Source organism: Novosphingobium sp. BL-A-28-Hi1-0D (assembly GCF_055521755.1).
The window spans coordinates 1,561,062-1,574,494 of sequence record NZ_CM145502.1; the positions used below are offsets into that span (position 1 = coordinate 1,561,062).

Annotated in this window: 14 protein-coding genes; 11 read left to right on the forward strand and 3 right to left on the reverse strand. The window is 63.5% G+C overall.

Features of this window, described 5'->3' with window-relative positions; genetic code table 11:
• Window positions 1–4: 4 nt before the first annotated feature.
• From ACZ1JW_RS07760 to ACZ1JW_RS07770, 3 genes are all read right to left on the reverse strand, one after another.
• Window positions 5–712 (reverse strand): hypothetical protein, encoded by a 708-nt coding sequence (locus ACZ1JW_RS07760; protein ID WP_465142549.1) that lies wholly within the window; start codon window positions 710–712, stop codon window positions 5–7.
• Window positions 709–2,097 carry an O-antigen ligase family protein gene (locus ACZ1JW_RS07765; protein WP_465142550.1) on the reverse strand — a complete coding sequence of 463 codons (1,389 nt, stop codon included), beginning with the start codon at window positions 2,095–2,097 and terminating at the stop codon, window positions 709–711. The genes ACZ1JW_RS07760 and ACZ1JW_RS07765 overlap by 4 nt, the downstream gene beginning before the upstream one ends.
• Before the next feature lie 167 nt (window positions 2,098–2,264).
• Window positions 2,265–2,522 carry a hypothetical protein gene (locus ACZ1JW_RS07770; protein WP_465124076.1) on the reverse strand — a complete coding sequence of 86 codons (258 nt, stop codon included), beginning with the start codon at window positions 2,520–2,522 and terminating at the stop codon, window positions 2,265–2,267.
• A 474-nt stretch (window positions 2,523–2,996) separates the two neighbouring features.
• Between ACZ1JW_RS07770 and ACZ1JW_RS07775 the strand changes: the two genes are divergently transcribed.
• The 11 genes from ACZ1JW_RS07775 to rfbB all read left to right on the forward strand — a co-directional run bounded on the left by ACZ1JW_RS07775 (window position 2,997) and on the right by rfbB (window position 13,430).
• Window positions 2,997–3,863 carry a hypothetical protein gene (locus ACZ1JW_RS07775; protein ID WP_465142551.1) on the forward strand — a complete coding sequence of 289 codons (867 nt, stop codon included), beginning with the start codon at window positions 2,997–2,999 and terminating at the stop codon, window positions 3,861–3,863.
• A 132-nt stretch (window positions 3,864–3,995) separates the two neighbouring features.
• Window positions 3,996–4,133, forward strand: a complete 138-nt coding sequence (locus tag ACZ1JW_RS07780) for a hypothetical protein (RefSeq protein WP_465124074.1) — start codon at window positions 3,996–3,998, stop codon at window positions 4,131–4,133.
• A gap of 23 nt (window positions 4,134–4,156) precedes the next feature.
• Entirely contained in the window at window positions 4,157–4,426 is a 270-nt protein-coding gene (locus tag ACZ1JW_RS07785) for a PqqD family protein (RefSeq protein WP_465124073.1), read from the forward strand.
• Between the two features lie 31 nt (window positions 4,427–4,457).
• Entirely contained in the window at window positions 4,458–4,958 is a 501-nt protein-coding gene (locus ACZ1JW_RS07790; RefSeq protein WP_465142552.1) for a lasso peptide biosynthesis B2 protein, read from the forward strand.
• Between the two features lie 4 nt (window positions 4,959–4,962).
• Window positions 4,963–6,933, forward strand: a complete 1,971-nt coding sequence (locus ACZ1JW_RS07795; RefSeq protein ID WP_465142553.1) for an asparagine synthase-related protein — start codon at window positions 4,963–4,965, stop codon at window positions 6,931–6,933.
• Window positions 6,923–8,638: an ABC transporter ATP-binding protein gene (locus ACZ1JW_RS07800; protein ID WP_465142554.1), complete on the forward strand. Its 1,716-nt coding sequence runs from the start codon at window positions 6,923–6,925 to the stop codon at window positions 8,636–8,638. The genes ACZ1JW_RS07795 and ACZ1JW_RS07800 overlap by 11 nt, the downstream gene beginning before the upstream one ends.
• Window positions 8,625–9,866 carry a nucleotidyltransferase family protein gene (locus ACZ1JW_RS07805; protein ID WP_465124069.1) on the forward strand — a complete coding sequence of 414 codons (1,242 nt, stop codon included), beginning with the start codon at window positions 8,625–8,627 and terminating at the stop codon, window positions 9,864–9,866. The genes ACZ1JW_RS07800 and ACZ1JW_RS07805 overlap by 14 nt, the downstream gene beginning before the upstream one ends.
• 208 nt (window positions 9,867–10,074) lie before the next feature.
• Window positions 10,075–10,980: a glucose-1-phosphate thymidylyltransferase RfbA gene (gene rfbA / locus ACZ1JW_RS07810; protein ID WP_465142555.1), complete on the forward strand. Its 906-nt coding sequence runs from the start codon at window positions 10,075–10,077 to the stop codon at window positions 10,978–10,980.
• Window positions 10,977–11,522 (forward strand): dTDP-4-dehydrorhamnose 3,5-epimerase, encoded by a 546-nt coding sequence (rfbC, locus tag ACZ1JW_RS07815; protein WP_465142556.1) that lies wholly within the window; start codon window positions 10,977–10,979, stop codon window positions 11,520–11,522. The genes rfbA and rfbC overlap by 4 nt, the downstream gene beginning before the upstream one ends.
• A complete protein-coding gene (rfbD, locus tag ACZ1JW_RS07820; RefSeq protein ID WP_465142557.1) occupies window positions 11,519–12,376 on the forward strand; it encodes a dTDP-4-dehydrorhamnose reductase in 858 nt (285 codons plus the stop codon). Before rfbC ends, rfbD begins: the two co-directional genes overlap by 4 nt.
• On the forward strand, window positions 12,369–13,430 hold the full coding sequence (rfbB, locus tag ACZ1JW_RS07825; protein WP_465142558.1) for a dTDP-glucose 4,6-dehydratase: 1,062 nt from the start codon (window positions 12,369–12,371) through the stop codon (window positions 13,428–13,430). Before rfbD ends, rfbB begins: the two co-directional genes overlap by 8 nt.
• Window positions 13,431–13,433 lie beyond the last annotated feature (3 nt).

Sequence of the window (13,433 nt, forward strand, 5' to 3'; positions counted from 1 at the left end):
CGGATCAGGCGCGCTTCCGTCTGCATTTGTCGAGCAGGGCGACGTCAGCTTTGATCGCCTTCGCAGCGTAGGCGGTCTTGAGTCGCGCGGCGACGTTACAGTCAATGCTCGCACCGCTGCGCAGGGCGAGGTCGACGGTCTCGACTGCTTCTGGCGTTGGATCCGCCGCCACGCTGCGCAGGAACGAGCTGGTCCAGCTACCGCCCGCCACGAGCGAGTCGGCCAGCGCCTTGCGCCCTTCCGGCCGGGACATCAGCCGTTGCCCCATGTCCTTGAGCGGTGCCTGCTCTTCCTGCAGCGCCCATAGCGCGGCCAGCCGGTGCGATGCCTCGACCGGATCGGCTGCGCCCAGTGCGATATCGAACATCGCCTGTTGCGCGATCGGATCGCGCCAGCCGCGCTGTGCGGCACGCTGGATCAGGCGGGCGCTGTCTGTGCGATCACCGCTCCGCTCCTCGGCAATTGCCAGTAGCGTCAGATGTTCGGCCGGAGTCGGGCTGCGCGAAACCAGCGTGCGCGCCTCGGCCAGCGCAACCGAAGGCTCGGCAGAACGCACTGTCGCCAAAGTCATGCTTTCCTGCGCGAAGTTGCGGAAAGGCGCAGGCACCACTGTGGCAAGCGCGGGCTGCCGACGTGCCGCGCGGTCAAGCTGCGCGCCACAGGCAAGGAGGGCGAGAACGGCCAGAAATGCGGTCCAGACTATGCGCATCACGCGGTGTGCTCCCGGTTCTTGCCGCCATTGCCAGATGGCACCGCCTCCTCCGCATCGGTCCGGCGCGCCGAAGCGAGCAGCACGATCGCAAACGCGGCGAGACACAGCATGGCCTGATTGCGCAAGGGATAGTCGAGCAGCGACTGCAGCGCGACTGCCAGCAGTATGCCGGTGCCCGATAGTGCACGCCACCGCTGCGCAGGTCCGACGGTTGAGCCTACGGCGGACCAGGTCGCCCACAGGATCCACAATGCCCACAGCCCGATCACTACGAAGCCTGCAGCACCCGCCTCGATGGCAATCTCGAGATAGTCGTTGTGCGCGCGGCCGGCACGGCGAGGGGTGATGTTCTCGAGCGACTCGTCGACCTGGAAGACCTCGTCGAAAGTGCCCATGCCAGCTCCGACCGGCCAGAAGCGCTGCGCCGAAAAGCGTGCGTCCTCCCAGATGGCAGGGCGCTGCTCGCCGCTTTTGTCAAAGCGGGCGAGCACGGTGTCGAGCCGTGAATGGGGCAAGGCAGCCGAAACGGCAGCGGTCCCGACGAGCACTGTCGCGACGGCAAGGCCGGCAACCAGCATGCGGCGTCCGGCATTGCCGCCAGCCGCGCCGCGACGGCGATCCGTCCAGCCTGCTACCGTCTTGAACAGTGCAAGACCGAGCGGCAAGGCGAGCAGAACCAGCCCGGTGCGCGACTGTGTTAGCACTACGCCGACTGTCAGCAGCAGTGCGGCCGAGAAGCTGGCGATCCAGCGGGCCGACAGTACCTTGCCGACGCTGCGACCACAAAGCAGCAGCAGGCAGCAGACCATGAACAGCGCGGTCGAATTGCGATTGGCGAAAAACCCGGTCATCACCCCCGGCGCTGTGGTTTCGGGATAGAGCATCGCGGTGCCATTCCCGCCAAGGACCTGCGCCGCACCAACTAGGATGCTGGCAATGCCAATGGCGATGAACGCCTGCGTTGCCACATCAAGGGCCGGTTTCGGCGCGGCGAGCCCGAGCGCAATCACGGTGAAGGGGGCAATCAGGCCGAGAAAAGCCACAAACGTGCGCGCTGTGCTCACTGTGGCGGGACGCCAGCCTTGTTGGCTGACCGCTGCGAGCGCCTCGACCAACTGTTCGCGGCCGGGAAGTTCGGTCCACGCCGACGGCGGCAACGGCACGAGCTGGAGCAAGGGGAGGGCCAGCGAGGCGAACAGTGGCACGGCAAGGAGGCCAGGACTCTGGCGCAGCAATTGCCATACTGCATTACCGTTGAGCGCGAGGAGGAAGAGTGCCGCCAGTTGTACGACGAGGTTGGCCAGTCCATAGGCAACGCCGCCACCGCCGAACAGGCAGGCAATGACGATCAGCGCAGTGACTTGCACGCCTGGTTGTTTTTGCATGTGCGCTTGATTGATTGGAAGACGCCTCCGGTCAAGCATTTACCGTCACTCAGACTGTGGTGCCGGAAGCGTCAGGCTATGTAAATGCCAACCCGGGCGGGCATGACAGGCAGCAAAAAACCCGGCCACTCAGCGAGTGACCGGGTTTTCCGTAACTGGTCCTGGGATCAGTTCGCGCCCGACGACTTGTTGTCGATGGCGCGCGAAATGCCATAGGCAGCCGCGCCGCCAGCCAGAAGGATGATGATCCAGAAAGCAGGCTTAAGATCGTTGTCGTCCTTCACCGAGGTCGACGCGCGGCTGGCCGCGTAACCGTTGGCGGCGTAGACCGAAGAACCGCTTGCGCGGGTCCCGGCTTCGGCGACGACCGGTGCGACCATCATGGCCGTAGCGGCAAGTGCCGACGCAATGCGAGAAAACTTCATGCTCAATCTCCTAAGCAGTAGCACTTCCGTATACCGCCCTCTCAATTCAGCCGAATACCGCAATGCAAAATGATTCGCAACAAAAACTAAGTGTTAACCCTGATAAAGGCTTGCCAAACGTTAGCCAAACGTAAGGTGCCTTGAGGCGAGGGCCCGCAATATCAGGGGTTTGGGCCGAAAAAAAGAACCGAACTGGCGGGATTTTTGCTCGAAAATGCAATGAATCTGGATGCCTGCCGGCTATTGCACTGCACTCGCCGGCAATTGTTTCCAGAAGCGGAAGATGTCCCTCGGGGCAGGGGCTGGCGTTGCGGTCCCTGCCGTTTGTGCTGCAGGTGCTTAGTCGGCGCAAGGCATCAAGCTGCCAATGGTGTTCGCTACCGTTTGCGATCAGACGGTTGATTCGCGCGGCCTGGCGGTCCACTTCGGACAAGGCCTCCAGGAAGGTCGGGGCAAGATTACGGAAATGGCTGGATGAACGTGAACGAACTGTCTCCCGACCTCGTCGAGCGAATGAACCGCGAAATGGAGACAAGGCCGGGCGAAGTCCCCGCTTCAATCACGGGGAGCTTCTTCAGCGACGAGAGTTTCGCGATATCCGGGTCGGAATTCATCTTCGATACGCTTGATGGTGTCCGGTTCCATTATCAGCTTGGCAAGGGCCTGGTCGTCCAGATGCCGGCCGACGCCGCCGCTCGCGGCATCGGCTCTCTTGCCGAAACGGACTACGAACTGTTTCTGTGGGGCACCGTGTTCGGTGCGGTGGCCTGGCTCAACGGCCTGGTGCCACTTCATGCTTCTGCGGTCGATGTCGGTGGACGGATCGTGGCGTTCACTGCCGATTCGGGCGGAGGCAAGTCAACGCTCGCTGCAGGTCTTGCGCGGCTGGGTCTGCCCCATGTTTGCGACGATACCCTGGTGGTCTCTGTAGGTGAGCGGGTCGTCGCGATGCCGGATGCCAAACCCTTGAAGCTCTGGGGCGATGCCCTTGCCCTTACGGCGACCGAGGCGATCAGGCCCGTGCTGTCGATGCCGGGCAAGCACTACGCCTCGCCCGAGACCAAGGCTGTATCGGCCCTGCCGCTGACCGATCTCTACTTTCTGGAAGTCGGCGAATCGGTGGAAGCCGAGCCTGTGACGGGCAGCGAGAAACTCACTTTGCTGCCTTGGGCGCTTTACCGGAACTTCGTGCATACCGCGCGTGGAGACCGTGCAGCGCATGAACGATTTCTCATGTCGTTCTGTTCGCAAGTCCGTTTCTGGAGGCTGCGCCGGCCTTTCGACCCGGCCAGCTTTTCCACTGATCTTCTGAAAATTAAGGATATTGTCGCGTCCGAGTGAGTAACCCCATCGGTGCCAATGCCGCACGGCTTGCAGCTTTCTTGCCATTTCTACTTGCTTCGCACCCGCAACAAATGTAAGCAAGTATTAAGCGAAGCCACTTACGGTTTAACTTTAGTTAGGGGTACAGACATGACTGAGCGTAGCGATCTTGCGGCCAAGGTGTGGTCGGCTCCGGTGCTTGAAGAACTGACCGTTGACCTGGCTGCCATTGCGGCAAAGGGCGGCAAGGGTGCCGACGGCGGAAAGACCAACCAGTCGAAGAGCTGATTTCGTCCACGACTGTCCTGCACATGGCAAGATTGCTCAACAAGATTGAATCGTCCAATTGCGCAACGGAATTGGACGGTGAGCTTGTGATGATCCACATCGATACGGGAAAGTTCTTTTCCCTGAAAGGCGTGGGTCTCGATATCTGGCAAAAGCTCGATACCGAACAGGATCTTGACGTTATCTGTGCGGACCTGTCCCGCGAATATGGCATACCGCTTGACGAATGTCAGCCGTCGGTTGACGCGTTCGTGGAGCAACTAACCTCTGCGGGATTCGCCAGATTTGCTTGAGATGGCTGTCGCGCAGGTGTTAGCCTCTCAAATGCAGATTTCGCGAACGACTCGATCAAGGTTACAAGTATTACGCGCTGCGGCATTCATTGCTGTGGCGCGTTTGCTTGTGTGCTTTGTGCCTTTGCACGTCTGGCGAGCGAGCGTCGGCCAGGTCGTTCCCGCCGCCGCCAGCGTAAATGGCGCGTCAGGCGATGCGCCTTCTCCCTTTGACCGGATCATTCACAATTCCGATTCGGAGAAGCAGGCGGAGGCGCGCTGGCTTGGCCGGTGCGTCGATCGCGCTGCCCGATATCTTCCCGGCAAGAGCCGCTGTCTTCCGAAGGCGGTCGCGCTGCATTGGATATTGCGCCTGCGGCATATCCCTGCGCAGACCGTTATCGCCTTCAGGATCGATGACCGCTCCGGCGCCGATGCCTATCATGCCTGGGTCGAGCTCAACGGTGAAATGGTGATCGGGCAGTGCGACCGCAGGGTCTATCAACCGATCATGATGTTGGCACAGATCAGCCCCGTTCGCGCACAGGCCTGATCAGATGGCCTCCGCCTCGGGAAACCCTGACGACCTCCTGATTCTCGCTGCCATCGATCTCTCCGGACAGGCTGCGTGGATTGCCGAGAGCTGGGATCGGGCGCTCGGTTCGATGGCTTTGGGATTGGCCGGTGACATCCTGCACCAGCGCATGGACGATGCCGGTCTCGCCAGCAGGGCCGAAGGCCGACTTCCGGCTGGCCGCGCGGTCCAGCGACGGCACACGACATTCCGCCAGGCTCCTGACGGCTCATACACTCTCCTTGCCGGTCGCTTGCACCACGCTGCGGCAACTGCAGCCCGCTTCGGCATCGACAACTGGGACGATCACGCGTCGCTCTATGCCCGGTTGTTCGCAACGCTCGGCGCGGATTGCGACCGGCGCATCACTGGCGACTATGCCGTGGTGCAATGGTTTCCCGACCAGCGCCGCGTGCGAGTCGTCCGCTCGCCCACTGCGCATGCCCCGCTCCACGTGTGGCGGCAGGATGATCGCATCGTGGTCTGCTCTTCGCCGAACCCGGTCTTTGCCTTCGGGCTCCTCCCGCAGGTCGATGACGCGCGTGTCGGCGGCTGGCTGCTGGCCGGGGCCGGGCCTTCGAGCCGCAGTTTCTATCGCGGGATGACCTGCGTGGTCTGCGGCACGGCCGAGGACCATGACCGCACGGGTTCACGGGTGCAGCGATACTGGTCCATCCACGATGTTCCCGAAGTGCGTTTCCGCCGTGACGAGGACTACGTCGAAGCCGTTGTCGAGCAGATGCGCTGCGCCGTGGAGGCGACGATGGGCGATGCGCGCTCACCCGGCGTTCTGCTTTCCGGGGGCTTCGACTCGCAGGCTGCTGCCGTATTTGCGCTCGAGCGCATGGACCCGGACGTGCCCTTGCGTAGTTACACCAGCATTCCGGCGTCGGGCACGCGCCCGGAAGACCGGGACACCTCCTTTGCCAGCGAGGAGCCTCATGTCCGAGCTCTTTGCGCGATGTACCCCCAGATCCAGCCAACGTTCGTCGACGGGGCCGATCTCCATTTCGGCGAGCGACTGCGGCCTCTGATGCTGGTTTCCGGCTGGCCGATGTTCAACGAGATGAACGCGCACTGGTACCATTCGGCGCTGGAGCATGCCGCCGCCGACGGGGTTGATGTGATCATGACCGGCGATGCGGGAAACATCGGCTTCAGCTATGATGGGCTCACCGGTTTTCCGACCTGGCTTGTGCAGGGCAAGTGGCGCCGGCTTGCGTGCGAGTTGCGTGCCTACACCGGCGATACGCGACCGTTCTGGCGCAAGCTCCTGTCCCGGGCGATCATGCCGCACGTGCCGCAGGGCGTGAAATGGGCGTTTGATCGAAGGCGCGGTTGGCGTGATGCGCCGTTCGAATCGTGGTGCGCGCTTCGCGAGGACCATGCTCGCAGCACCGGCCTTCTCGACGAAGCCCTGGCCGAAGGCTTTGATCTGTACGCCTACGATTTTGCCAGCTCTCGCGACTGGCGCGAAGCCCTGCTCGGCCGGATGTACAAGGGTGGGTCCGAGATATCGCTGGGCTTTTCTTTGCTCTACGGCATCTCCATCCGGGACGTGCATTCGTACGTTCCGTTGCTGGAGCTGTGTGGCGGCATGGCCGATGACCAGTATTTGCGCGAAGGGCAGGACCGCTGGCTCGGGCGGCGCGTACTGAAGGGGCGTGTGCCGGAGATCGTCTGGCGCGAACAACGCGAAGGGCGGCAGGGTTCCGACTGGCCAATGCGCATGGCCCGTGATCGCGACCGGCTTCTGCGTGAACTTGAAGATCTTGGTTCCGACCCGCGCCTTGCCCGGTTGATCGATTTCGAACGCCTGTCTGCAAGCCTGCGCGACTGGGACGGACAGGACGTCCCCGAGCGGGGCGATGCGATGCGCCTGGTTTCGGCCATGAGCCGCGGCCTGTCGACGGCGCAATTCATCCGTTTTGCCGAGGGTCGCAATGTCGGATGACGCTAGCTCCGCAGCCCTCGGCATGATGGCATCGGTCAGGGCGGTCATTCGTATGGCGGGCTGGCCGCGCCTGATAGTGCTCGGACTTCTGATGCTCGCATCCAGCCTGACCGAGGGAATCGGGCTGCTGCTGCTTGTCCCCATTACGGCAATCATTGCGGGCGAGCAGGCGCCCGAAGGTCTCGCCTCGTGGCTTGCGCCGCTCGCCGGCCAACCGGTTGGCTTGCTGCTCGCTGCCGTCACCGTGCTTGTCGCGGTCCGCTCGCTGATCGTCTATCTCGTGCTCCATCAGCAGGCGAAGCTTGGCCACTCGCTGACCCGCACCGTGCGAATCGCTGCGCAGGACGCAGTGCTTTCGGCAGACTGGCGCTGGCTTAGCGGGCAGAGCACTGCGGGCCACGCAGCGCGACTGGTAGGCGAGGCCGAGCGCGTGGGCAGTCTGGGCGAGAACATGCTGTCGGTGGTCACCGGCATGATCACGTTGGTCATGCTGATTGCGGCAGCATTCACAGTATCGTGGCAGCTTACCGGGCTGGCGTTCGGGGCGGCGACAGTCGTCGCCATGGCACTGATTGCCCTGCGTTCGCGGCGCAATCGTGATGGCGAGCGCTTCGCCGAGGTGTACGAGGCGCTTCAGGAGCAGGTCACCAACGGGTTGTTCCACTTTCGCGCGGCGCGGATCAGCGGGGCCGAAAGGGCGCTGGCGCGGCAGTTCAGCGATACGGCGCGCGCAGTCGAACAGGCTCAGTTGCGCTATCATCGTTCGCTGTCTCAGGCTCATGTCCTGTTCCAGACGATCGCTGCGGCCATGCTCGGCGTGCTCATCTACGTGGCGCTCGTCCATATGCGCCTGCCGCTGGGCGTGCTGGTTCCGGTTCTGGCGATAATGGTGCGGATCGTGCCCGTAGCAACGGGCCTCCAGACGACCCTGCGCCGCTGGAGCTTCGACAGTCCTGCGCTGACCGAACTGGAGCAGCTTACGCGCGAAGCCTCGGCCCATCGCGAACCTGCCGACGACGGGGCCGAGGCACCGAGGCTGGCGCGGCGACTGGAACTTCAAAGCATCGGCCTGTCCTATGCGGGGCGCGATCGTCCGGTGTTCAGCAATTTCGATCTCGCCATTCCTGCCGGAAGCGTGGTGGCTATCTGCGGCCCGTCAGGCGTCGGCAAGAGCAGCCTTGCCGATATGCTTGGCGGCCTGATCGCGCCCGATTCGGGCCGCGTCCTGATCGATGGCCAGCCGCTCGAAGGGACGGCCCGAATCCGCTGGCGCCGCCGCGTCGCTTACGTCGAGCAGGTACCCTACCTGTTCGACGGCACGATCGCGCAGAACCTTGCCTGGGGGCAGGCGGATGATGACCCTGCGGTGATTCGCGCCGCCATGACGAGAGCGCTGGAGCAGGCCTCTGCCCAGTTCGTGTTCGACCTTCCCGCCGGCCTCGATACTCGCGTCGGTGAAGCGGGCCGCCAGTTCTCTGGCGGCGAGAGACAGCGCATCGCCCTGGCCAGAGCGCTGCTGCGCAAGCCGGAATTGCTCATTCTCGACGAGGTTACCGCCGCGCTGGACGGCAGCAACGAAAGCGCGGTGATGCAGACCGTGCGCGATCTGCGCGGGGCCTGCACGATCCTCATCCTCGGCCATCGCACAGCGCTGCTTGAACTTGCCGACCAAATCGTTGATCTGGGAGAGCATGCAGGCTCCTGACACCCATTCCGATCTGGCGGTGCACGAGGAACTCCTGCTGCGTATCTGCGCCGCGCCTGATTGTGATCACGGCGCATTGATGCGCCTGCTCGATACCGATGGCTGGAACAGCCTTGCGCAGACCGCCGAAGACAAGCGCCTTTGCGCGTTGGTCCTGCGTGCCGTCGGCATCGCAGATGCGCGCAAGTTGCTGCCGCCCGCCGCTGCAGCGCGACTGGAAGCCGCGCGGCACTGGCACTCGATCTATGCGCTCAAGCAGATGGCGGCGGTCAAGCGCCTGATCGGGGTGCTGGGCGAAGGCGGGTTCAATCCGGTCCTGCTAAAGGGCTTCGGCCTTGCCCATGGCATCTATCCTGACCCTGCGCTGCGCCCCTTGCGCGATGTCGACCTGCTGCTCTCGGCCGAGGAGGCTGCCCGGGCCCAGGAACTGCTGATCGGCAACCCGCATTACCGCGTCGCGCCTTGGGCTGGCAGCTATGGACTCGAATTCGGGCATCAGTTGCCCGAGATTCAGGACATCGATTTCGAACTGACCATCGAATTGCACCACCGGATCAACGCCCGCAACTGGGCGCAGGAGCCAATTCTGCTCGAACTGATCCGTGCAGAGCCTGTCTCCCTTACAGTCATGGGCATAGATGTCCGCGTGCCGTCGCCGCGCGCCAACTTCCTGCACCTGCTCGAACATGCGACGCTGCACCACGCTTTCGAGAACGGGCCGCTGGTCCTGGCCGACCTCCATTTCCTTGCCGCGCGAAGCAATCTCGATTGGGACTGGATCGAAGCAGAGGCGGACAGGATGGGACTATCCCGCGCGCTCAGGCTCGTGGCGACCGTCACCTGGCAGCATGGCGGGCGATGGATGCCCGAACGACTGGTCGACATGCCGGAAGTCGGCGCGGCGAACCTTGCAGCGGCCAGATCAGCGATGCTGCAGGATCGAGAGCAATCCGAACAGAACAAGCTCTTGCGCCGCCTTGAGACTGAAAGCACCGGGGCCACCGGCTGGCGCGCGGCCCTTTCGCGCGCCTTGAGCCCCAACCCCTACCAGCTATCCAAGATCGCCGGCTGCCGTCCGGACCAATTGCGCCGCTGGCTGTGGTATCCAGTCTGGCTGGCGCAGAAGGGGCGCCGCTTTCTGGCAGCATCAACCAACGAGGCGTCGCTTGTCGCGGCGCGCCGCGAAGCGGATATGGTCCACTGGCTGGGCCAATCCGGCGCAGCTTAGAAGCGCTTGGCCGACCGCCGTGCCTACGCATGAGAGGTTGACCTTGCTACGTGATGCTGCAATGCAACACACCGTGCCGGAGGCTACGGGGATCTGCTTAGGTTTCCGTCATCCGAACGGCTCGGGTCGTGCATATGCTGGGCAACGGACCAGACCGAATTCCAGTTGCGCACCGGCCCCTATGCCGTCTGAAGGAGTTGCTTGAACCGTGAACGCAGCATCTGCGAAAATCGAGCGCAAGGGCATCATTCTGGCGGGAGGATCGGGCACCCGGCTCTATCCGCTCACTCGCGGCGTCTCCAAGCAGCTCATGCCGGTCTATGACAAGCCGATGATCTACTACCCGCTCAGCACGCTGATGCTGGCCGGGATCCGCGACATCCTGATCATCACCACGCCCGAGGACGCCGACCAGTTCAAGCGCGTGCTTGGCGATGGCTCGGCCTTCGGCGTTGCAATCAGCTATGCCGTCCAGCCCACACCCGACGGCCTCGCCCAGGCCTTCCACATCGGCGCAGACTTCGTTTCGGGCAGCCCCAGTGCGCTCGTGCTCGGCGACAACATCTTCTACGGCCACGGCTTGCCGCAGCTGTTGCGCAGCGCAAACGAGCGCACGACCGGCGCCAGCGTCTTCGCCTATCGCGTCAACAATCCGGAAGCCTATGGCGTCGTCGCCTTCGACGAACAGGGCCGCGCCAGTTCGATTGAGGAAAAGCCTGTAGCGCCCAAATCGAACTACGCGGTGACCGGGCTCTACTTCTACGACGAAACCGTTATCGACCGTGCGCGTGACCTCAAGCCTTCGCCGCGAGGCGAGCTTGAGATTACCGACCTCAACCGCCTCTACATGGACGAGGGCGAGCTTTCGGTGGAGATCATGGGCCGCGGCTATGCCTGGCTCGATACCGGCACTCACGGCTCGCTGCTCGATGCAGCGACTTACGTGCGCATCACCGAGGAACGGCAGGGCCTCAAGATCTGCTGCCCCGAGGAAATCGCCTGGCGTCAGGGCTTCATCACCGATGCCGAACTCGAAGCCATCGCACAGCCGCTGCGCAAGTCGGGCTATGGCGAATACCTCCTGCAAATGCTGACCCAGAAGGGCCCGCTGTGAACGTCATCGAATGCAACATCCCCGGCCCGCTGATCCTCGAACCTCGTGTGTTCGGCGATGATCGCGGCTTCTTCATGGAAAGCTGGAATGCGCAGGCCTTTGCCAAGGCCGGCCTGGACCTGACCTTCGTGCAGGACAACCACAGCCGCTCGCAGAAGGGCGTGCTGCGGGGCATGCACTTCCAGAACCCCGGTCCGCAGGGCAAGCTTGTCCGTGTCGTGCGCGGAGCGGTGTTCGATGCGGTTGTGGACCTGCGCCGTTCCTCGCCCACGTTCGGCAAGTGGACCGGCGTCGTGCTCTCGGCCGAGAACAAGCGCATGTTCTGGGTGCCCGAAGGCTTCGCCCACGGCTTCCTCACGCTCGAGGACGATACCGACTTCCTCTACAAGTGCACCGCGCCCTATGCGCCGCAGAACGAGGCAAGCCTTGCGTGGGATGACCCTACGGTCGGCATCGAATGGCCGCTCGACGGCCTCGAAGTGAAGCTTTCGGCAAAGGACGCTGCAGGCGTCGCCCTTGCCGATGTGAAAGCCTTTGCATGAAGGCGCTGATTACCGGCATCAACGGCCAGCTCGGAAAGGCCCTGCTTGCAACGAGGCCCGAACAATGGACATGCGTCGCGCTTGACCGCAACGCTCTGGATCTGTCGGATGCAGACGCGATTGCCCGCGTGGTCGATGCCGAACAGCCCGACCTGATACTGAACGCGGCCGCCTACACTGCGGTTGACCGTGCAGAGAGCGAGCCGGACCTCGCCCACGCAATCAACGCGGGTGCACCGGGCGCGTTTGCAAAGGCGCTGGCGGGCACTGGCACGCGACTCGTCCACGTCTCCACCGATTTCGTTTTCGATGGCTCCAGCGGTCGCGGCTACCTGCCCGGTGACGCTAAGAACCCGCAGTCTGTCTATGGTGCCAGCAAGGCCGCAGGCGAAGATGCTGCTGGCGCGGACGCCATCATCGTGCGCACCAGCTGGGTCTATGCTGCAGGCGGCGCGAACTTCGTACGCACCATGCTGCGCCTGATGCGCGAGCGGGACGAGCTTCGCGTCGTGGCCGACCAGATCGGCTCGCCGACCTGGGCCACCGGCCTTGCGCAGACCCTGTGGGGCCTTGCCGAGAAGGACCAGCCCGGCATCTACCATCACCGCGATGCGGGCGTTGCCAGCTGGTACGATTTCGCCGTGGCCATCGCCGAGGAAGCCCTTGCCCTCGGCCTGTTAGCACGCATTCCGGCGATCACGCCGATTGCGACGGCAGATTACCTTACGCCCGCAAAGCGCCCGTCGTTCTCGGTTCTAGACGTGTCGGCCACCCGCGCGCTACTCGGCGATGCGCACGTCCACTGGCGCACCAATCTCAAGACCATGCTGAAAGAGGAAAAGGCCCTTGGCTAACCTGCTCGTCACTGGCGGCGCCGGCTTCATCGGCGGCAACTTCGTCCACTACTGGGCCAAGCAGAACCCGGACGATGCGATCATCGTGCTCGATTGCCTGACCTACGCCGGCAACCGCTCGACCATCGCCGGTGTCGAACAGGCCGAACTGGTCGTCGGCGACATTCGCGATACTGACCTTGTCGAAAAGCTCCTGCGCGAACGCGGCGTGTCAACGCTCGTCCACTTCGCCGCCGAAAGCCATGTCGACCGCTCGATCACCGGCCCGGACGCCTTCATCGACACCAATATCCTCGGCACCAACAGCCTGCTCAAGGCCGCGCGCAAGGTGTGGCTGGACGAAGGTTCGGGCAAGGATCACCGCTTTCACCACATCTCGACCGACGAGGTCTATGGCTCGCTCGGCCCCAGCGATCCGGCGTTCAGCGAGACCACGCAGTACCAGCCCAACTCGCCCTATTCGGCCTCGAAAGCCGCGTCCGATCACCTCGTGCGCGCCTATCACCACACCTATGGGCTGAACACGACGACGACCAACTGCTCGAACAACTACGGGCCCTACCACTACCCCGAAAAGTTGATCCCGCTGTTCGTGCTGAACGCGCTCTCGGGCAAGCCGCTGCCTATCTATGGCGATGGCATGAACGTGCGCGACTGGCTCTACGTCGAGGACCATTGCCGCGGCATCGAGGCGGCGCTGAAGAACGGCAAGCCGGGTGAGACCTACAACATCGGCGGTGGCGAGGAACTGCCCAACATGGCGGTGATCGATCGGATCTGCGCCGAAGTCGACCGCGCCTTTGCCGAGATCGAGGGTTTGGCCGAACGCTACCCTGATGCACCTGCCGCCAAGGGCCGCGCCACCAGCGAGCTCAAGACCTTCGTCGAGGACCGCAAGGGCCACGACCGCCGCTACGCCATCGACGAGACCAAGGCCCGCGCCGAACTCGGCTATGTGCCGCAGCACGATTTCGAGAACGGCTTGCGCAACACCCTGCGCTGGTATCTCGAGAACGAGGCGTGGTGGCAGCCGCTGGTCAAGCGGCAGGGCTGACGC

What these genes read in the sequence shown, in the direction of transcription:
- ACZ1JW_RS07765 (WP_465142550.1), bottom strand. Translation starts at nt 2,097, where the DNA reads ATGCAAAAACAACCAGGCGTGCAAGTCACTGCGCTGATCGTCATTGCC.
- ACZ1JW_RS07770 (WP_465124076.1), bottom strand. Translation starts at nt 2,522, where the DNA reads ATGAAGTTTTCTCGCATTGCGTCGGCACTTGCCGCTACGGCCATGATG.
- ACZ1JW_RS07775 (WP_465142551.1), top strand. Translation starts at nt 2,997, where the DNA reads ATGAACGTGAACGAACTGTCTCCCGACCTCGTCGAGCGAATGAACCGC.
- ACZ1JW_RS07780 (WP_465124074.1), top strand. Translation starts at nt 3,996, where the DNA reads ATGACTGAGCGTAGCGATCTTGCGGCCAAGGTGTGGTCGGCTCCGGTG.
- ACZ1JW_RS07785 (WP_465124073.1), top strand. Translation starts at nt 4,157, where the DNA reads ATGGCAAGATTGCTCAACAAGATTGAATCGTCCAATTGCGCAACGGAA.
- ACZ1JW_RS07790 (WP_465142552.1), top strand. Translation starts at nt 4,458, where the DNA reads ATGCAGATTTCGCGAACGACTCGATCAAGGTTACAAGTATTACGCGCT.
- ACZ1JW_RS07795 (WP_465142553.1), top strand. Translation starts at nt 4,963, where the DNA reads ATGGCCTCCGCCTCGGGAAACCCTGACGACCTCCTGATTCTCGCTGCC.
- ACZ1JW_RS07800 (WP_465142554.1), top strand. Translation starts at nt 6,923, where the DNA reads ATGTCGGATGACGCTAGCTCCGCAGCCCTCGGCATGATGGCATCGGTC.
- ACZ1JW_RS07805 (WP_465124069.1), top strand. Translation starts at nt 8,625, where the DNA reads ATGCAGGCTCCTGACACCCATTCCGATCTGGCGGTGCACGAGGAACTC.
- rfbD (WP_465142557.1), top strand. Translation starts at nt 11,519, where the DNA reads ATGAAGGCGCTGATTACCGGCATCAACGGCCAGCTCGGAAAGGCCCTG.